Annotated in this window: 19 protein-coding genes; 9 read left to right on the forward strand and 10 right to left on the reverse strand. The window is 74.2% G+C overall.

Annotation, left to right across the window (positions count from 1 at the left end):
* The first annotated feature begins 27 nt into the window (after window positions 1-27).
* Window positions 28-1,764 carry a glycerol-3-phosphate dehydrogenase/oxidase gene (locus tag RHODO2019_RS03240; RefSeq protein ID WP_265383602.1) on the forward strand — a complete coding sequence of 579 codons (1,737 nt, stop codon included), beginning with the start codon at window positions 28-30 and terminating at the stop codon, window positions 1,762-1,764.
* 101 nt (window positions 1,765-1,865) lie between these two features.
* Here RHODO2019_RS03240 and RHODO2019_RS03245 read toward each other — a convergent pair whose 3' ends face one another.
* From RHODO2019_RS03245 to RHODO2019_RS03285, 9 genes are all read right to left on the reverse strand, one after another.
* The gene (locus RHODO2019_RS03245; protein WP_265383603.1) at window positions 1,866-2,417 is read right to left on the reverse strand and encodes a GNAT family N-acetyltransferase; all 552 of its coding nucleotides are present in this window, start codon (window positions 2,415-2,417) and stop codon (window positions 1,866-1,868) included.
* Window positions 2,418-2,538: 121 nt separating this feature from the next.
* On the reverse strand, window positions 2,539-4,323 hold the full coding sequence (locus RHODO2019_RS03250) for an acetyl/propionyl/methylcrotonyl-CoA carboxylase subunit alpha (protein WP_265383604.1): 1,785 nt from the start codon (window positions 4,321-4,323) through the stop codon (window positions 2,539-2,541).
* Between the two features lie 127 nt (window positions 4,324-4,450).
* Complete coding sequence (locus RHODO2019_RS03255) at window positions 4,451-5,482, reverse strand: YeiH family protein (protein ID WP_265383605.1); 1,032 nt, start codon at window positions 5,480-5,482, stop codon at window positions 4,451-4,453.
* Between the two features lie 28 nt (window positions 5,483-5,510).
* Window positions 5,511-5,930, reverse strand: a complete 420-nt coding sequence (locus tag RHODO2019_RS03260; protein WP_265383606.1) for a SufE family protein — start codon at window positions 5,928-5,930, stop codon at window positions 5,511-5,513.
* Window positions 5,927-6,820, reverse strand: a complete 894-nt coding sequence (locus RHODO2019_RS03265) for a sulfurtransferase (RefSeq protein WP_265384596.1) — start codon at window positions 6,818-6,820, stop codon at window positions 5,927-5,929. The genes RHODO2019_RS03260 and RHODO2019_RS03265 overlap by 4 nt, the downstream gene beginning before the upstream one ends.
* 214 nt (window positions 6,821-7,034) lie before the next feature.
* Window positions 7,035-7,646: a Maf family protein gene (locus RHODO2019_RS03270; RefSeq protein WP_265383607.1), complete on the reverse strand. Its 612-nt coding sequence runs from the start codon at window positions 7,644-7,646 to the stop codon at window positions 7,035-7,037.
* Window positions 7,643-7,864: an acyl-CoA carboxylase subunit epsilon gene (locus tag RHODO2019_RS03275; protein ID WP_265383608.1), complete on the reverse strand. Its 222-nt coding sequence runs from the start codon at window positions 7,862-7,864 to the stop codon at window positions 7,643-7,645. Before RHODO2019_RS03275 ends, RHODO2019_RS03270 begins: the two co-directional genes overlap by 4 nt.
* 104 nt (window positions 7,865-7,968) lie before the next feature.
* Window positions 7,969-9,597: an acyl-CoA carboxylase subunit beta gene (locus RHODO2019_RS03280; RefSeq protein ID WP_265383609.1), complete on the reverse strand. Its 1,629-nt coding sequence runs from the start codon at window positions 9,595-9,597 to the stop codon at window positions 7,969-7,971.
* A gap of 63 nt (window positions 9,598-9,660) precedes the next feature.
* Window positions 9,661-10,491 (reverse strand): SDR family NAD(P)-dependent oxidoreductase, encoded by an 831-nt coding sequence (locus RHODO2019_RS03285; protein ID WP_265383610.1) that lies wholly within the window; start codon window positions 10,489-10,491, stop codon window positions 9,661-9,663.
* Between the two features lie 582 nt (window positions 10,492-11,073).
* On the opposite strand from RHODO2019_RS03285, the gene RHODO2019_RS03290 reads away from it, so the two are divergent.
* From RHODO2019_RS03290 to RHODO2019_RS03325, 8 genes are all read left to right on the forward strand, one after another.
* Window positions 11,074-11,922 carry a biotin--[acetyl-CoA-carboxylase] ligase gene (locus RHODO2019_RS03290; RefSeq protein WP_435532166.1) on the forward strand — a complete coding sequence of 283 codons (849 nt, stop codon included), beginning with the start codon at window positions 11,074-11,076 and terminating at the stop codon, window positions 11,920-11,922.
* A gap of 10 nt (window positions 11,923-11,932) precedes the next feature.
* A complete protein-coding gene (locus tag RHODO2019_RS03295) occupies window positions 11,933-12,502 on the forward strand; it encodes a PH domain-containing protein (RefSeq protein ID WP_265383612.1) in 570 nt (189 codons plus the stop codon).
* Window positions 12,503-12,595: 93 nt separating this feature from the next.
* Entirely contained in the window at window positions 12,596-13,108 is a 513-nt protein-coding gene (locus tag RHODO2019_RS03300; protein WP_265383613.1) for a YbaB/EbfC family nucleoid-associated protein, read from the forward strand.
* Entirely contained in the window at window positions 13,105-13,428 is a 324-nt protein-coding gene (locus RHODO2019_RS03305) for a hypothetical protein (protein ID WP_265383614.1), read from the forward strand. The genes RHODO2019_RS03300 and RHODO2019_RS03305 overlap by 4 nt, the downstream gene beginning before the upstream one ends.
* Window positions 13,429-13,433: 5 nt before the next feature.
* Window positions 13,434-15,581, forward strand: coding sequence for a TNT domain-containing protein (locus RHODO2019_RS03310; protein ID WP_265383615.1), 2,148 nt, complete (start codon window positions 13,434-13,436; stop codon window positions 15,579-15,581).
* Window positions 15,571-15,894 (forward strand): hypothetical protein, encoded by a 324-nt coding sequence (locus tag RHODO2019_RS03315; RefSeq protein WP_265383616.1) that lies wholly within the window; start codon window positions 15,571-15,573, stop codon window positions 15,892-15,894. The genes RHODO2019_RS03310 and RHODO2019_RS03315 overlap by 11 nt, the downstream gene beginning before the upstream one ends.
* 10 nt (window positions 15,895-15,904) lie before the next feature.
* On the forward strand, window positions 15,905-16,594 hold the full coding sequence (locus RHODO2019_RS03320; RefSeq protein WP_265383617.1) for a response regulator transcription factor: 690 nt from the start codon (window positions 15,905-15,907) through the stop codon (window positions 16,592-16,594).
* A gap of 3 nt (window positions 16,595-16,597) precedes the next feature.
* Entirely contained in the window at window positions 16,598-17,929 is a 1,332-nt protein-coding gene (locus RHODO2019_RS03325; protein ID WP_265383618.1) for an ATP-binding protein, read from the forward strand.
* Between the two features lie 11 nt (window positions 17,930-17,940).
* Here the strand turns inward: RHODO2019_RS03325 and RHODO2019_RS03330 are convergent, their stop codons facing one another.
* The gene (locus RHODO2019_RS03330; protein WP_265383619.1) at window positions 17,941-18,495 is read right to left on the reverse strand and encodes a GtrA family protein; all 555 of its coding nucleotides are present in this window, start codon (window positions 18,493-18,495) and stop codon (window positions 17,941-17,943) included.
* Window positions 18,496-18,527: the final 32 nt, after the last annotated feature.

Genomic DNA, 18,527 nt, shown 5'->3' on the forward strand with positions numbered 1-18,527 from the left:
CACAGTCCACGACGAGGGAGTCGAGAGATGAGCGATCAGACCAGGACAGCGGTGCTGAGCCCGGCCGCACGCGAGACCAGCTGGGAGCGGCTCGGTTCCGAGCGCTTCGACGTCGTGGTGATCGGTGGTGGCGTGGTCGGGGCCGGGGCCGCGCTGGACGCCGCCACCCGGGGGCTCACGGTGGCCCTGGTGGAGGCGCGCGACCTGGCCTCGGGCACCTCGAGCCGGTCGTCGAAGATGTTCCACGGCGGCCTGCGCTACCTGGAGCAGCTCGAGTTCGGGCTGGTCCGCGAGGCGCTGCACGAGCGCGAGCTGTCCATGTCGACGCTGGCGCCGCACCTGGTCAAGCCGCTGAAGTTCCTCTACCCGCTCACCCACCGGGTGTGGGAGCGCCCCTACGTCGCGGCCGGGATCTTCCTCTACGACACCCTCGGCGGCGCGAAGTCCGTCCCGCGCCAGAAGCACCTCTCGCGCGCCGGTGCCCTGCGCATGTCGCCCGGGCTCAAGCGGGACGTGCTCACCGGCGGGGTGCGCTACTACGACACCCTCGTCGACGACGCGCGGCACACCATGACGGTCGCCCGCACCGCCGCCCACTACGGAGCCGTGGTCCGCACGTCCACCCAGGTCGTCGGGTTCGTCAAGGAGGCCGACAGGATCACCGGGGTCACCGTGCGCGACTCGGAGGACGGCCGCGAGACCACCGTGCAGGCCGGCGTGGTGATCAACGCCAGCGGCGTGTGGACCGACGAGGTGCAGTCCATCGCCGGTGGCAAGGGCAAGTTCCGGGTCCGTGCGTCCAAGGGCGTGCACCTGGTCGTCGGCCGCGACAAGATCAACAGCGATGCCGCGATGATCCTGCGCACCGAGAAGTCCGTGCTGTTCATCATCCCGTGGGGCAAGCACTGGATCATCGGGACCACCGACACCGACTGGGCGCTGGATCTCGCGCACCCAGCCGCCACGAAGGCCGACATCGACTACATCCTCACCCACGTGAACGCCGCGGTGGCCATCCCGTTGACCCCGGCGGACATCGAGGGCGTCTACGCCGGGCTCCGGCCGCTGCTGGCCGGCGAGAGCGAGGAGACCTCCAAGCTCTCGCGCGAGCACGCGGTGGCGCGGGTGGCCCCCGGTCTCGTCGCCATCGCCGGCGGAAAATACACGACGTACCGGGTCATGGGCGCCGACGCGGTGGACGAGGCAGCCAAGGACCTGCCCATCCGGGTGGCCGGCTCCGTCACGGAGAAGGTGCCGCTGGTCGGGGCCGACGGCTACTTCGCGCTGGTCAACCAGGCCGACCAGGTGGCCGAGACCTACGGGCTGCCGCCGCACCGGGTGACCCACCTGCTCGACCGCTACGGCTCTCTGCTGCACGAGGTGCTCGCGGCCTCGCAGGACCGGCCGGAGCTGCTCCGACCCCTGGGTGGTGCGGAGGACTACCTCGCGGCCGAGGTCGTCTACGCCGTGGAGGCCGAGGGAGCGCTGCACCTGGAGGACGTGCTCGCCCGCCGCACCCGCATCTCCATCGAGTACGCCCACCGGGGGGTGGACTGCGCCCAGCAGGTGGCCGACCTGATGGCTCCGGTGCTCGGCTGGGACGAGGCCACCATCGCGCGCGAGGTGGAGCTGTACAACGCGCGGGTGAAGGCGGAGAAGGAGTCGCAGGCCGAGCTGACCGACGGCTCCGCGGACGCCCTCCGGGCCGCTGCTCCGGAGGCGCGGGCCGAGATCCTCGAGCCGGTGCCGGTCCCCGCGCACTGAGCTCGGCCCTCCGCCTTTCGCGCCAAGTGCGGGCTATTGGTCGTCATCCGTCCCGGATGAGCGCCAATAGCCCGCACTTGGCGCACGGGGGCACGGGGGACTCAGTCGGTGGCCAGGCGGGCGAGGACCACGAGGTCGCGCTGGTCGTACCCCGCGCCCCGGGCGACACCCTCCGGGGTGAACCCGCAGCGCAGGGCCACCGCCGCGGACGCCGCGTTCTCCGGGTCGTGGCGCCACACCACCCGATGCAGCCCGAGCCCGCCCAGCGTCTCGTCGGCGAAGGCCAGCCGGAGCACCGCGCCCACCGACGTCGTCACGATCCCCCGGCCGCGGTGGGCCGGCGCCGTCACGCAGCCGAGCTCGGCCCAGCGCTCGTCGAGGTGCAGATCGCGCAGCGTGAGCTCGGCGAGCATCTCTCCGGTGCTGGGCTCGCACGCCGCCCAGCCGTAGCAGGTGTCCTGCGCCCACCCCCGGGCACTCGCGGCCACCCGTTCACCGGCGGTCGTCAGGTCCACCACCCCACGCAGTCCCGTGTACCTGCGCGAGTCCTCGTCCTGCGCCATCGCCAGCAGGGCGGGCCGGTCGTCCACCCGCTCGTCGACCCGCAGCGCCCGCAGGTACCAGGCGCCCGCGTTCACCTCGATCGGCTCCACGGGAACCTCCTTTGGGCAGGTAGCGGGCTGTTCGCACCCTGACACCCGCCGAGCGTGCAACTTCCTGGGACGCAGCGACCGCGCGGGCAGGGCTCGGGGGACGCAGGCCAGCGGCCGGTGCTCAGTCGTCGGTCAGCTCGCAGAGCACCGTCCCCTGGGTGACGGCCGCGCCCGGCTCGACGGACAGGCCGGTGACCGTGCCGTCCTTGTGCGCGGTCACCGGGTTCTCCATCTTCATGGCCTCGAGCACGGCCACCAGCTCACCCTTGGCCACGGTCTGGCCCTCCTCGACCGCGACCTTGACCACGGTGCCCTGCATGGGGGCCACGACGGCGTCGCCGGAGGCGGCCGCGCCGGCACCGCCGCGCTTGCGGCCGGAGGGCTTCTTCCTGGCGGCGCCGCTCCCGCCGCCGCCGAGAGCGAGGTCGCCGGGCAGCGAGACCTCGAGGCGTCGGCCCCCCACCTCGACGACCACGGTCTGCCGGGGGGTGGTGTCGGTGTCGGCCGGCTCGCCCCCGGTGAACGGCTCGACGGTGTTCTCCCACTCCGTCTCGATCCACCGGGTGTGCACGGTGAACCCGTCGTCGTCGCCCACGAACGCCGGGTCGCTGACCACGAGACGGTGGAACGGCAGCACGGTCGCCATGCCCTCGATCTGCAGCTCGGCCAGCGCGCGGCGCGAGCGCTCGAGCGCCTGGGTGCGGTCGGCCCCGGTGACGATGAGCTTGCCGAGCATGGAGTCGAACTGGCCGCCGATGACGCTGCCCGACTCGACCCCGGCGTCCATCCGCACGCCGGGCCCGGACGGGGCCGAGAACCGGGTGACGGTGCCGGGCGCGGGCAGGAACCCGCGGCCGGCGTCCTCGCCGTTGAGCCGGAACTCGAACGAGTGCCCGCGCGGGACGGGGTCCTCGGTGATCTCGAGCTTGCGGCCCTCGGCGATGCGGAACTGCTCGCGCACCAGGTCCAGGCCCGAGGTCTCCTCGGAGACGGGGTGCTCCACCTGCAGGCGGGTGTTGACCTCCAGGAAGCTGATGAGGCCGTCCTGGCCGACGAGGTACTCCACCGTGCCGGCGCCGTAGTACCCGGCCTCGGAGCAGATGCGCTTGGCGCTGGCGTGGATCTCCTCGCGCTGGGCGTCGGTGAGGAACGGTGCGGGGGCCTCCTCGACCAGCTTCTGGAACCGGCGCTGCAGCGAGCAGTCGCGGGTGCCGACGACGATGACGGTGCCGTGGGTGTCGGCCAGCACCTGTGCCTCGACGTGGCGGGGCTTGTCCAGGTAGCGCTCCACGAAGCACTCGCCGCGACCGAACGCGCTGACGGCCTCGCGGGTGGCGGAGTCGAACAGCTCCGGGATCTCCTCCATGGTGCGGGCGACCTTCATGCCGCGCCCGCCGCCGCCGAAGGCCGCCTTGATGGCGATGGGCAGCCCGTGCTCCTTCGCGAAGGCGGTGATCTCCGAGGCGTCCTTGACCGGCTCGGCGGTGCCGGGGACCAGGGGAGCACCGGCCCTGGTGGCGATGTGGCGCGCGGTGACCTTGTCGCCCAGGTCACGGATGGACTGCGGGGAGGGGCCGATCCACGTGAGGTTCGCGTCCAGCACCGCCTGGGCGAACTCGGCGTTCTCGGAGAGGAAGCCGTACCCGGGGTGGATCGCGTCGGCGCCGGACTTCGCGGCCGCGTCGAGGATCTTCGCGATGTCGAGGTAGGACTCCGCCGAGGTCTGCCCGCCCAGGGCGAAGGCCTCGTCGGCGAGGCGCACGTGCGGTGCGTCCGCGTCCGGCTCGGCGTACACCGCGACGCTGCCGATGCCGGAGTCCGCGCAGGCCCGGATGACCCGGACGGCGATCTCCCCGCGGTTGGCGACGAGCACCTTCTGGATCACTGCACCTGCGTGGCTGGCCACGAGACCTCCTGTGGTCACTGGCGGCGCCCTCGCGGCGTCGCGGTCGTCGCCGCCGTCCTGGCCGACACCAGCGGAGTCTAGGCAGACCGTGCCGTGGCGCGAACCCGGCCCCGCGCCGACGGCGGGGTCACCCGGTCACACCCTGGATCACGAGGCTGCTCGCGGCGACGGTGAGCCACAGCACGAGGCCGAGGACGAGGGGTCGGGCGCCCGTCCTGCGCAGGGCGGGCACGTCGGTGGAGACGCCGATGGCCGCCAGGGCCGTGGTGATGAGGAACAGCCCGACGTGTGCGAGCGCGGGCTGGGCGGCCCCGGGGATCACGCCGAGGGTGTTGAGCCCGGCCGCGACGAGGAAGCCGACCAGGAACCAGGGCACGAGGCGGAGGGGGTTGGCCGAGCGGGTCGAGGGCGACGAGGTGTCCCGCCTGCGGACCACGGCGGCGAGGACGAGCACGATCGGGATGATCATCAGCGTCCGGGTCAGCTTGACCACGACGGCGGTGTTCGCCGCCTCCTGCCCGTACACCGACGCCGCGGCCACCACCGAGGACGTGTCGTTGACCGCGGTGCCGGCGAACAGGCCGAACGCCTGCTGGTCGAGCCCGAGCAGGTGCCCCAGCGGCGGGAAGGCGAGCACCGCGGCCACGTTGAACAGGAAGATCGTGCTCACCGCGTACGCCACGTCGTTGCTCCGGGCCTTCATCACCGGGCTGACCGCGGCGATGGCTGAGGCTCCGCAGATGGCCGTGCCCACGCCGATGAGCGTCGTCAGGTCGTCGTCGATGCCGAGCCGGCGCCCGACGAACCAGGCCACCACCAGGCAGATCGCGAGGGTCCCCAGCATGACCGGGAGCGAGCTGAAGCCGACCCGGGCGACGGTGAGCAGGGACAGTCCCGATCCCAGCACCACCACCGCCAGCTGCAGCAGGAACCCCTTGGCGAACCCGGTCCCGGGCTCGAGCCGGTCGCGCCCACCGACGCGCAGCGCGAGGGGCCCGAGGAGGAGGCCCAGCACGATGGCGAAGACCGGTGCGCCGATCACCGGCAGCAGCAGCCCCAGCGGGGTGGCCAGCGCCGCCAGCACCAGGGCGAGCGCGACACCCGGGACGAGCCGGCGCCACGACTGCGACCGGGTCTGGCCGGTGTCCGTGCGGCTCACGCGGGGTGCACGTGCTGCTGCACCATGATCAGCTGGCCTCGCGGACCTGGCGCTTGATGCGGGCGAGCATCGCGCTCAGCCCGCGCAGCCGCAGGGGGCTCACCACGTCGGCGAGCCCGAGCGTGGCGTAGAAGTCCTCGGGCACCGCGAGCACGGTCTCCCGGCTCTCGCCGTCCAGGCCGTGGTGCAGGATCGCGGCGAACCCCCGGGTGGTGGGAGCCTCGGGTGGCGCTTGGAAGTACAGCTTGACGTGCTCGGCGTCCGCGGCGTCAACCGTGAGGAACAGCGGCGTCTGGCACTCCGGCACCCGCTCGAGGTCGGCGGTCTCCATCCCGTCGGGCAGCTCCGGCAGCTCGTCGGAGAGCTCGAGCAGCAGGGTCAGCTTGTCCCGGCCCTCGACGGCCTCGAAGTCCTCGATGACCTCCTGCAGACCCGACGGGATGCTCACAGCGCGCCCGGCTCGGCGCCCGTGACGATGGGGACGCGCACCGCGTTGCCCCACTCGGTCCAGGAGCCGTCGTAGTTCTTGACGGAGGTGTGCCCGAGCAGGTGGGTCAGCACGAACCAGGTGTGGCTGGACCGCTCGCCGATGCGGCAGTACGCGATGACCTCGCCCTCGGGGGTCAGCCCGGCCTCCTCGTGGTAGATCGCCTCGAGCTCCGGCCGCTTCTTGAACCGTCCGTCCTCCGCAGCGGCCCTGGCCCACGGCACGCTCGCCGCGGTGGGGATGTGCCCGCCGCGCAGCGCACCCTCCTCGGGGTAGTCCGGCATGTGCGTGCGCTCGCCGGTGTACTCCGCGGGGGAGCGGACGTCGATGAGCGGCACGGTGCCGATCGCGGCCTGCACGTCCTCCTTGAACGCCCGGATGGGCGCGTCGTCGCGCTCGACGACGGGGTACTCCGCCGGCGTCACCGCGGTCTCGTCACGGGTCAGCTCGCGTCCCTCGGCCGCCCACGCAGCGCGGCCGCCGTCGAGCAGGCGGACGTCGGCGTGCCCGAACAGGGTGAACACCCACATCGCGTAGGCGGCCCACCAGTTCGACTTGTCCCCGTAGACGACGATCGTGTCCTCGCGGGAGATGCCCTTGCCGCCCATGAGCGCGGCGAAGCCTGCGCCGTCCACGTAGTCCCGGGTCACGCTGTCGTTGAGCTCGGTGTGCCAGTCGACCTTCACGGCGCCGCGGACGTGCCCGGAGTCGTAGAGCAGCACGTCCTCGTCGCTCTCGACGACGACGAGGCCGGGCTCACCGAGGTGCTCGGCCAGCCATGTCGTGGACACGAGCCGCTCGGGGTGGGCGTAGTCGGCGAAGTCGGGGTTCTGCTCCGGCGCGATCGGCACGGTGATCTCCAAGGTGTTGGTTGTGCGCTCCACGGTGTCACAGCCCCCCGGCGGAGGCTCAGCCGGCAGTGGGGTCGACCCCGCGCAGACCCGGGTCGCGGGCGATCGTCGACGACCGGGCGGGCGGACGTCCCCCGGTCGTCGAGCCGGACGGCGTCCAGCGCACCCTCGCCACGCCCGGAGCCGCTGCGCGCCTGCGGGGCAGACGTGTGCCTCAGGTGTTCCAGAAGCTGGTGACGCTGAGCCCGAGCTCGCCGAGCAGGCGCCGGACCAGGGGCAGGCTGATGCCGATCACGCTGGACGGGTCGCCCTCGATCCGCTCCACGAACCAGCCGCCGACACCGTCCAGGGTGAACGACCCCGCGACCTCCAGGGGCTCGCCGGTGGCCAGGTACGCCTCGACCTCGGCGGACGTGGGACGCGCGAAGTGCACGACGGTGGTCTGCACCGCCGTCGACTCGCCGACCACCTGCCCGTCGCGCACCCGGAGCACGCAGTGCCCGGTCAGCAGCTCCGCGGCGGCCCCGGCCATGGCCGCCCACCGCTTCCGGGCCACCTCGACGGTGTGCGGCTTGCCGACGAGCTCCCCGCCGACGTGCAGCATCGAGTCGCACCCGACCACCACCGCGTCCGACCACGCGGGGGCGACGTCGAGCGCCTTGGCCCTGGCGAGGGCAGCCACCAGCGCCGCAGGCTCGACGGGTCCGAGCACGGCAGCGAGCGCGTCCTCGTCGACGGCGGAGACTCGCACCTGTGGGTCCACCCCGGCGGCACGGAGCACCCCGAGCCGCGCGGGCGAGGCCGAGGCCAGGACGAACGTGGTCACTGCTGGCGCAGGCTCGCCGACCAGGCACCGGGGCCGGGGTGCAACGGACGGCGCAGCAGCTCGGCGGGGTCGCCCCAGCGCTCGCGGCGGCGCGGGGCCGGGGGCTCGCCGCCACCGGCCGCGGCCAGCACCAGCGTGAGCGCCACGACCTCGGCGTCGGTGGGCTGACCCCGGACGATGCTGAGCAGCGGCGCGGGGGTGGGCTCGCCTGCGCTCACAGCACCGTCCGGCTCGCCTGCGCTCACAGCACCGTCGGGCTCGCCTGCGCTCACCGCACCGTCGGGCTCGCCTGCGCTCACAGCACCGTCGGGCTCGCCTGCGCTCACAGCGGGATGTTCCCGTGCTTCTTGGGCGGCAGCGTCTGGCGCTTGGAGTCCAGCATGCGCAGCGCCCGGGCGACCTGGCCGCGGGTGTGGCTGGGCGGGATGACCGCGTCCACGTAGCCGCGCTCGGCCCCCACGTAGGGGTTGACCAGGGTGTCCTCGTACTCCTGCTGCAGCTCCGCGCGCAGGGCGTCGACGTCCTCGCCGGCCTCCGCCGCGGCCGCGAGACGGCGGCGGTGCACGATGCCCACCGCGCCCGAGGCGCCGATGACCGCGATCTGCCCGGTGGGCCAGGACAGGTTGACGTCGGCCCCGAGGTGCTTGGAGCCCATCACGTCGTAGGCGCCGCCGTAGGCCTTCCGGGTGATGACCGTGACCTTGGGGACGGTGGCCTCGGCGTAGGCGTAGATGAGCTTGGCGCCGCGCCGGATGATGCCGTTGAACTCCTGCTCGGTGCCCGGCAGGAACCCCGGCACGTCGACGAAGGTGATGACGGGGACGTTGAACGCGTCGCAGGTGCGGACGAAGCGAGCGGCCTTCTCGCTCGCGTCGATGTCGAGGCAGCCGGCGAACTGCATGGGCTGGTTGGCCACGATGCCCACGCTGCGGCCCTCCACCCGGGCGAAGCCGATGAGGATGTTGGGCGCCCACAGCTCCTGGACCTCGAGGAACTCCGCGTCGTCGACCACGCGGGTGATGACCTCGCGCATGTCGTAGGGCTGGTTCGCCGAGTCGGGGATCAGGGTGTCGAGCTCGAGGTCGGTCTCGGTGACGTTCTCGGCCAGTGACCCCTCGGTGAGGTTCTCGGACTCGAAGCGCGGCGCGGTGCCCAGGTTGTTGCTGGGCAGGTGGGCCAGCAGCTCCTTGACGTAGTCGAGCGCGTCCTGCTCGTCGGCGCCCATGTAGTGGGCCACGCCGGACTTCGTGTTGTGGGTGCGCGCCCCGCCCAGGTCCTCCATGGTGACGTCCTCGCCGGTGACGGTCTTGATGACGTCCGGCCCGGTGATGAACATCTGCGAGGTCTGGTCGACCATGACGATGAAGTCGGTCAGCGCGGGGGAGTAGACGTGCCCGCCCGCGCACGGGCCCATGATGAGCGAGATCTGCGGGATGACCCCGGAGGCGTGCACGTTGCGCAGGAAGATCTCGCCGTAGAGCCCGAGGGAGACCACGCCCTCCTGGATGCGCGCGCCGGCGCCCTCGTTGATGCCGACGAGCGGACGGCCGGTCTTCAGCGCCAGGTCCATGACCTTGACGATCTTCTCGCCGTAGACCTCGCCGAGGCTGCCGCCGAAGACGGTGGCGTCCTGGCTGAACAGGCACACCTCGCGGCCGTCGATGGTCCCGTAGCCGGTGACCACGCCGTCGCCGTAGGGACGGTTGTCGGCGAGGCCGAAGTTGGTGGAGCGGTGCCGGACCAGGGCGTCGGTCTCGACGAACGAGCCCGGGTCGAGCAGGGCGTCGATCCGCTCGCGCGCGGTCATCTTGCCCTTGGCGTGCGCCCGCTCGACGGCCTTGGCGGAGCCCGCGTGGATGGCGGCGTCCTCCCGGCGGTGCAGCTCGGCCAGCTTGCCGGCCGTGGTGTGCGGGTCGGGCGTCTCGCTGGCGGGCTTCGTCGCACTCGTCATGGGAGCGGACTCTAGCCAGGGGGCCCGACAGGACGGTGCGTGGGCGTGCTCACCCTGCTGCGGTCATCGGCGGGCGGCGTCCCGCATCCGTCGCACCTTGGCCGGGGTGAACCCGCGCTCCAGCAGGGGCTGCACCAGCCCGTCCAGCCACACGACCGGCAGCAGGCGGTCCGGCACCGCGGCGCGCCGGCTGCGGCGCGTGATCATCCGGACCATGGTGCGCACCACCTGCTCCGGGGGGACCTCCGACCACAGCCCGAGCTTCTTGTTGCCCCCCCAGATGAGGTCGCCGGCCGGGTCGTCGTGGGTCTGGGTCATCAGGTCGGTGCTCGCGAAGGTGGGGTGCAGGCACCCGACGTCGACCCCGTCGGCGCGGCCCTCGATGCGCAGCGAGTCCGCCATGGCCGTCACCGCAGCCTTGGAGGCGCAGTAGTGCGCCTGCAGCGGCGAGTGGATGGCCGCGGCCATGGAGGCGACGACGAGGACGTAGCCCCTGCTGGCGGCCAGGTGCGGGTACGTAGCCCGCAGGGTGCGGTAGACCCCGTTGACGTTGACGTCGAGCACGGCCTCGAAGCGGTCCGGGTCCAGGTCGGCGAGGGTGCCGAAGGCGGTGATGCCGGCGTTGGCGACGGTCATGTCGATGCCGCCGAAGTGCGTGGCCGCGGCGGCCACGGCGGCGTCGACCCCGGCCCGGTCGCGGACGTCGCAGTCGAAGGCCTCGGCGTTGGGCCCGAGCTCGCGGGCCAGGGCGTGCAGCCGCTCCGGCTCGAGGCCGAGCAGCGCGAGCCTCGCGCCCTTCTCGGCGAGGTCGCGGGCCAGGAGCTCCCCGAAGCCCCGTGCCGCGCCGGTGATGAGGACGACCTTGCCACGCACGTGCTGGATCTCTCGGGCCATGGGCCGAGAACGTAGCGGGTCGGGTACGTGGGCTCGGAGCATGCAGACGCGCATGCGGGTGACGCCAGGGAACCGCGACGCCCTGGCGCGGGTCGCGGAGACCGAGCTCGGCGGGGTCAGCCTCGACGAGGCGTTGCGCATCCTGCTGCCGGAGCACCTCAGCCGGGTGGCTGACGTCTCGGGGCAGAGTCGGTGCGGTTGCGGTCGAGTCGTCGGGCGGTTCGCGCAACGCGACTGCTCGGTGGTCAGCGTGCGGGGAACCGCGGAACCATGACGGCGGCGGCCTGCGCTCGTAGCTTCCGCGCTCGGGCCCGGTGCCACTTCTTTGGTCGTCGTCGAGGCGCTGGAGGGGGTGGGCGCAGGCTCCGCCACCCCGGTCGAGGACGAGCTGCAGGCGGCGGCAGAGGCGGCCAGGAGGGCCACTGCGGCGGACCGCATCGTCACCTCGGCCCCAGGTCGCTGGCGACACCGCCGCCGTCGCCCCTGCAGGACCGGACAGCAGGGTGAACCGCAGACCTGGGAGTGGTTCCACGAACCCGCGCGACCCGCGGTGAGCCGTCCGGTCGCAGCACCCGTGCCACCATGGGACCGGTGGCCGACGACACCGCGTGGACCGACCTGGACCGACCCCCGCTGAACGCCCTGGCCCTGGGCCGCGCGCTCGTGGCGCCGGGGGGCTGGGCCGCGCTGGACGTCGTGGCCGACACCGGCTCCACCAACGCCGACCTGCTCGAGGCGGCCCGCACGGGGGCCCCGGACCGCACCGTCCTCGTCGCCGAGCACCAGGGCACGGGGCGCGGTCGGCACGCCCGGACCTGGTCCAGCCCCCCGCGGGCCGGCCTCGCGCTGTCGGTCCTGCTGCGCACCACCGGTGTCCCCGTCTCCCAGTTGGGCTGGCTGCCCCTGCTGGCCGGGGTGGCCGTGGTGGACGTGCTGCGCCGGGTGGCCGAGGTGGACGCCGTGCTCAAGTGGCCCAACGACGTGCTCATCGGTGGACGAAAGGTGGCCGGGATCCTGGCCGAGGTGGCCGTGACCAGCCCCGAGCCCGCCGTGGTGGTGGGGGTGGGGCTCAACGTCAGCCTGCGCACCGACGAGCTGCCGGTGCCCGAGGCCACCTCGCTGACCCTCGCCGGGGCGGCCCTGACCGACCGCGACCCGCTGCTGCGCGCCCTGCTGCGCGAGCTGGGCGACCGGGAGCGGGAGTGGCGTGCGGGCGGTGGTGACCCTGCGGCCGGCCTCGCCCAGGACTACCGCGCTCGCTGCTCCACCCTGGGCCAGGACGTCCGGGTCGTGCTCCCCCACGGCGGCGAGCTGCTCGGGCGGGCCGTTCGGATCGACGACGACGGCCGCCTGGTGGTGCGCGACGGCAGCGGTATCGAGCACGTCCTGTCGGCGGGCGACGTCACCCACGTGCGCCTAGCCGGCCGGTAGCGTCCCGGCCGTGGCCTACCCCGAGGAGGTGCTCGCCGAGGGCGAGGAGCTGGTGCTGCACAAGCACCCGCACTGGAAGATGCTCGTCCTCCCGGTGCTGTCCCTCGTGCTGGTGGTCGCGGTCGCGTCGTTCCTGGCGGCGCTGGCCCGCGCCCAGAGCTGGGCGCACGCCGCGTGGATCGCCCTCGCGGTGCTGGCCGTGGTGGCCGTGCTCCGGTTGACGGTCGGCCCGGTGCTGCGCTGGCGGACCACCCACTTCGTGCTCACCGACCGCCGGGTGCTCGTGCGCGAGGGGCTGTTCACCCGTACCGGCATCGACATCCCCGTGACCCGCATCAACAGCGTGCAGTTCCGGCACGGGCTGGTGGACCGGATGCTCGGCACCGGGACCCTGGTCATCGAGTCGGCCAGCGACGAGCCCCTGGAGTTCGACGACGTGCCACAGGTGGAGCGGGTGCACGCACTGCTCTACAACGAGGTGTTCGACGCCTCCCAGGAGGCCGGCCGGTCGGTCCGGCACGAGCCGCACCCCGACGGCGTCCCCCTCCCCGAGCACCGCGGCCGGGGCTGGCGTCGCTGAGCTCGAACCGTCAGGCTCTGGGCCAGGGAACCGCGAGGTGACCGGCGCCGTCGCAGGGGTGGGACCACCCGTTCGTGGAGAGGGGCAACGACCGTGACACCCGAGCGCCCCGCCCCGGACCCACCTCTGCCGACCGCCGAGCAGGCCCGGGACGCCGTCGCGACCCGCACCGCCGAGCTCGGGCGCCGGCTGGAGGCAGCGGCCACCGCTCGCGAGCAGATCGCGGCCGTGCGGGCCCGCACCCGCTCCGACGACGGGCTCGTCACCGTCGAGGTCTCCGCCCGGGGCACGCTGCTCGACCTGCAGCTGGCGCCCGGTGCCACCGCCCTTCCGGCGGACCGTCTCGCCGTGCTCGTGCTGGGCACCGTTCGTCGGGCCACCGCCGGGGCCGCAGAGCAGGTGCGGGCGGTGCTGGAGCCGGCCGTCGCGCCCGGGACGGACCTCGACGCGCTGGTCCTCGACCCCGCCGCACCTGCGCAGGACGTACCCGAGCCCGTGGGGACCGCTCCCGTGCGGGCGGTGCGCCGCAGCGAGCCCGCGGCCGACGAGGAGACCGACGAGCCGGACAGCTGGCTGCGCCCGGCCGGGGCAGGGGCGGACCGGTGACCGGTCCGACGACCTCCCTCGACCACGACGCCGCCCTGCGTGCGGCCGGCGGCTTCACCGACGTGGGCGACGCCGTGGGCGCGGGCGGACGCGAGCTCCGGGCCGCCCTGACCTCGGTGAGCTGGGGAAGCGACACCGTCGGGGCCGCCCTCGCAGCCCGGCACGCCGCCCGTGCGACCGAGCTCGTCGACGCCGTGGACGCGCTCGCCGAGCAGCTGCGCGGGCTGCACGCCGGGGTGCGCGCGGCGGTCGCGGGCCTGACCGGGACCGACGGTGACGCCGCGGCCGACACCACCGACCTCGACCGCGGACGGGGCTGAGCCTCGTGGGTATCGCGCTGCCCGCGATGATCAGCGCACCGGCCGCGGCGGCGCTGGGCACGAGCTGGCCCCAGGTCGACGAGGACTCCGTCGACGGCCTGGCCGCGACCTTCGCCCGGGCCGCCGACGCGCTGGACACCCACGCCCTCGACGCCGACCGGCACACCCAGGGCGTGCTGGCCGCGAGCACCGGGGGCCTCGCCGACGGGCTGAGCCACGCGTCCGGCGCACTCGTCGGGTCGGCCGACTCCACGGCCGCCACCACCGCGGCGAAGCTGCGCGCCTCCTCGGTCGAGCTCGCCGCGGACGCGGCGGGCGTGCGGGGGACCAAGGTGGGGGTCATCGACGACCTCAGCACCCTCACCGAGCGGCTGGCGGTCCTGCACGCCACGGGCCCGTTGACCGCGGGCGGTGCGAGCCTCCTGCCGGAGGACGAGGTGCGGGCGGCGTCGCAGGCGATCGCGCACCGGCACACCACGCTCGTGGACACCCTGGGTGGGTCGGGGCGGTCGGTCGCAGAGGTCGGCGGGCACGACGCCGGCGTGGCCGCGCCGGCCGTGGGCACCGTGGCCGGGCTCGCGCCGGCGGTCGTGTCCCCGGTGCTCGACAGGGGTGCGTCCGACGACGTGGTGTCCTCGGTCCACGGCGCCCAGGTGCCGGACGTGGTTGCTCCGGGCCGGGTGGTGGACCCGGTCGTCGCGGGCGTGGTGCCGCCACCGCCCGACCTGGCGGTCCCGGACGCTCCCGCGGCCGTCGGCGCCGTGGTGGACGCCCCCGACCAGGTGCTCCCGGACGCCTCCGGTGCTCCGGTCGGTCCCGCCGCGGTGCCGCACGCGCTCGACCCGGACAGCACGGGACCGGTCCGGATCCCCGCGGCAGCGGACGCTGGACCGGCCCCGTCGGAGCCACCCCGGCCCGGAGCGCTGGACGCCGACCCGGCGCGGGTCTCGGCGCAGTCCGCCGCGGCGCCGGCCCTGGCCCCGCCGCCGACGACTGCGGTCGCTCCGTCCGCACCGGTGGCCGCCTCCGGTGCGCCCGCGGTGGCGGTCACCGGTCCGTCCGCACCCGTGCTCGGCGCCGGTGGCGCGAACTCCTCGGCCGGCCCGGTCGGCGGCGGACCCCCCGCTCCGGGGGCGGCCCCGCCCGTGGCTCCCGCCGGTCGGGCCGGACCGACTGCCTTCGCCGGACCGACTGCCTACGCCGGACCGACTGCCTTCGCCGGCCCCACGGCGGCCGCCGGACCCGCCGCCGCCGGACCCGCCGCGTCGGTGGCGCCCGCCCCCCGCACGCCCGTCGACGGGTCCCGAGCCGTTGCGGCAGCGACGCCCGCGCCGGGGCTGTCGCGGGCCTCGGCCCCCGTGGCCGTCGACACCGTCACCGCCACCCGTGCGACTGCCGCCCCGGCGGACCCGTCCCGAGCCCCTGCTCCCGCCGAACCCGCGGTGCTGCTGGGGTTGCTGGCCTTCCCCGCCGGCACCACGCCCGTCCGGACCGCCCGTCCCGCACGCCAGCTCCCGCCGCCGGTCGGGGAGGCGCGCCCGGGGCTGTGCGTGCCGCCCGGGGACCACCCCACCCACCCCGACCTCGCCCTCTCCACCACTCGGGCACCTGGACCGGTGGCCGTCGCGCTCGACAGGACCCGCCTGCTGCACGGCTGGGACCCGCTCGGCGGCGGGAACGAGGTCGAGGTGGAGCGCCGGTTCGTCGTCCGCCCGGCCACCGACGACCACCCCGCCGAGCACGTGTGGCCACCCTCCGAGCTGCACCCCGAGGGGGCCGTGGCCCCGGACCGCCGCCGACCGGTGCGGCTCGAGGTCGGTGTGCTGCTCGACCTGCTGGGCACCACCGAGGGGCGGGTGGTGGCCGAGGCCGGCACGCCGTTCGCGCTGCGGTCGGAGCCGGCCGTGCACGCCGAGCGGGTCCTGCGCCGGCTGCGGGTCACCCGTCCGCTGCCGGCGTGGGAGTCGCACCTCACGGCCTGGTTCGCCCAGCCCGGCGGCGGGTTGCGCTACCGGCTGACCCATCCTGTCGCCGAGCTGGTGGCCACCGGCTGGCTCGTCGACGCCCACGAGCTCGACGCCCACGAGCTCGACGCCCGTGAGACCGACACCAGCGGGACCGCACCCGGGCAGGAGCAGTCCCGTGGACGCTGAGGGGGTGCGCGGCCTGGTCCGGGCCCTCGGCGTGCCCGATGCGCTGGTCAGCGTGGGGGAGGAGGTGGACGGGACCTGGTGCCTGGTCCCCACCCCGCTCGACGAGCTCGGCATGGCGACGGTGGAGGGGGAGCCCTGGGAGGTGTTCTGGCGCGAGCACGGCGACCGCTTCGACTGGGTGCGCTTCACCGACGAGCGGACCGCCTGCTGGTACCTGCTCGGGCGCCTGGCGCACAGCCAGCTCCTGCGGGGGTCGCTCACCGCTCGTGCGGCGCCGGGCGAACCTGAGGACCCGCTCAGGGGCGGGGCCTAGGCTCCGCCGCGTGACCACAGTCTTGCTCGCCGAGGACGACGAGGCGATCGCGTCCCCGCTGGCCCGCGCCCTGCAGCGCGAGGGATACACCGTGCAGGTCGTCGGGGACGGGCCGGGTGCGCTCGAGCTCGCCAGCACCGACCCGTTCGACCTGGTGGTGCTCGACCTGGGGCTGCCCGGGATGGACGGTCTGGAGGTGTGCCGGCGGCTGCGGGCGGTGCGGCCGGACCTGGCGGTGCTGATGCTCACCGCCCGCACCGACGAGGTCGACTTCGTCGTCGGCCTCGACGCCGGGGCCGACGACTACGTGGGCAAGCCGTTCCGCCTGGCCGAGCTGATGGCCAGGGTGCGGGCGCTGCTGCGCCGCCGCCCGGGGGGCGGCGAGGACGTGGTCGACGTGGCCGGGGTGCGGATGGAGCACGCCGCGCACCGGGTGCAGGTCGACGGCGTGGAGGTGGGCCTGGCCAACAAGGAGTACGAGCTGCTGAAGGTGCTGCTCGAGCACGCCGGTCAGGTGGTCACCCGCGAGCAGATCCTCAGCGAGGTGTGGGGCGACACGTCGCTGCGCGGCTCCAAGACCCTCGACATGCACATGTCGTGGCTGCGCCGCAAGATCGCGGGGGACGGGGACCCGGCCGACGTCGACCGGCGGATCTCCACGGTGCGCGGGGTCGGCTTCCGCTTCAACAGCCCCGCCTGAGCCGTGCGCAGCCGCATCCTGCGCTCCACGCTGCTGGTGGTGCTGGCCACGGCCGTGCTGCTCGGGGTGCCGCTGGTGTTCACCACCTGGAAGCTCGTGGAGGACATCACCCGGACCGACCTGGCGGCCCGGCTGGACCGTGTCGCCGCAGACGTGGTGGTCCAGGAGGGGGAGGACGGCGAGCTCACCGGACCGCTGGACACCGATCGGCTCCGCCTGGCCGTGCCCGCCGACGGTCGGCTCGTCGTGCGCTACCCGGACGGCCGGGGCACCACGGCCACCTCGGTGATCGGCCGGGCGGACGTCGGTCCGGCGATCACCGAGACCCTCGACCTCGGACGCGGTGGTGTGCTGCTGCTGCAGGTGCCCTCGGCGCAGGTCCGCACCACCCAGCTGCAGTCCACCGCCGTGGTCGCGCTCGTGGTGCTGCTGTCGGTGGTCGGGGGTGCGGTGGTCTCAGGGCTGACCGCACGTCGCCTCGCCGGGCCGCTCCAGGATCTGGCGAGCCGCGCCGCCCGGCTGGGCTCCGGCGACTTCCGCCCCGCCCCGCGCCGCTACGGGGTGGTCGAGCTCGACCGTGTCTCCGACGTGCTGGACTCCTCCGCCGTCGAGCTGGCGGCGCTGCTGCAGCGCGAGCGCGAGCTCGTCGGCGACGTCTCCCACCAGCTGCGCAGCCGCCTGACCGCGGTGCGGCTGCGCCTGGACGAGCTGGCCGAGCACGCCGATCCGGCCGTGGTGGAGGAGGCGGGCGCGGCCATGAGCCAGGTGGACCGGCTGACCGCGGCCGTCGACGAGATGGTGCTGGCCTCGCGCACGGTGCGCACCGCCGGGGCGGACCCGCTGGACGTCGGCGCCGAGCTGGGGGCGCTGGTGGCGGAGTGGCAGGTCCTGTACGCGCAGGCTGGCCGCTCGCTGCAGCTGGACGCCGAGCCCGGGGTTCTGGCCCGGGCCACCCCGAGCCGGCTGCGCGAGGCGGTGGTGGTGCTGGTGGAGAACGCGCTGGTGCACGGGGGTGGGCCGGTGACCGTGACGGTGACCCGGGCCCTCGTCCGGGCGAGCTCCACCAGCGCGGGCCGCGAGCCCACGGTGCTGGTGGAGGTGGGCGACTCCGGACCGGGAGTCCCCGAGGAGCTCGTCGCGCACGTGTTCGAGCGGGGGTTCTCCGGAGCGGACAGCTCCGGGGTGGGCCTGGCGCTGGCCCGCGCCCTGGTGGAGACCGACGGTGGGCGCCTCGAGATGCGCCGCGCACGCCCGGCCCTGTTCACGATCTTCCTCGCCGCAGCCGGCGACGGTCCGTCGGTGCCCGCCGTCGCGGGTGCGCGCGAGCCCCGCTGACCGGTTCCGGCTCAGCTGTGGCCGAGCTCCTCCTCCAGGGCGGCGGCCTCGTCCAGGTCACCGGCCGTGGCGGCCAGGGCCGCCTCGTCGTCGGGGAAGACGAACCGGCGGAAGGCCCACCAGCGGAAGGCCATCGCCAGCAGCGTGCCGATGATCTGCGCCGAGAGGAAGTCCGCGACGTTCTCGGTGGTGGCGGAGACGGCGGGCACCCGCAGGTCGAGCACGTAGCTCGAGATCCACAGCGGGACCGAGTTGATCACGAGCCCCACCGCGCTGACGAGGAAGAACAGCACCGCCTCGTGGCGCGTCTCCCGCCCGCCCCGCGTGCGGAAGGACCACTCGCGGTTGAGGACGTAGGAGAGGATCGTCGCGACCAGCGTGGCGATGATCTTCGCCGTGACGGGCTTGGTCTCCAGGACGGTCGACTTCAGGGTGAAGAAGATGACCGTGTCGACGACGAAGGTGGTGCCGCCGACGACGGCGAACTTCAGCAGCTCGCGGTTCTCGAGGGCCTTCTCCTGGAGATCGGGCGGCAGGCGGCGCACAGCCGACTCGATGAAGGACACTGCGTCACTGTACGGACAGCACCTGTGGGGCT

It is taken from the genome of Rhodococcus antarcticus, from assembly GCF_026153295.1.
GTDB classification, from domain to species: domain Bacteria; phylum Actinomycetota; class Actinomycetes; order Mycobacteriales; family Mycobacteriaceae; genus Rhodococcus_D; species Rhodococcus_D antarcticus.

Bases quoted from the DNA above. Each gene is read 5' to 3' on its own strand.
- RHODO2019_RS03240 (WP_265383602.1), top strand. From the start codon at position 28: ATGAGCGATCAGACCAGGACAGCGGTGCTGAGCCCGGCCGCACGCGAG.
- RHODO2019_RS03280 (WP_265383609.1), bottom strand. From the start codon at position 9,597: ATGACGAGTGCGACGAAGCCCGCCAGCGAGACGCCCGACCCGCACACC.
- RHODO2019_RS03285 (WP_265383610.1), bottom strand. From the start codon at position 10,491: ATGGCCCGAGAGATCCAGCACGTGCGTGGCAAGGTCGTCCTCATCACC.
- RHODO2019_RS03290 (WP_435532166.1), top strand. From the start codon at position 11,074: ATGGGACCGGTGGCCGACGACACCGCGTGGACCGACCTGGACCGACCC.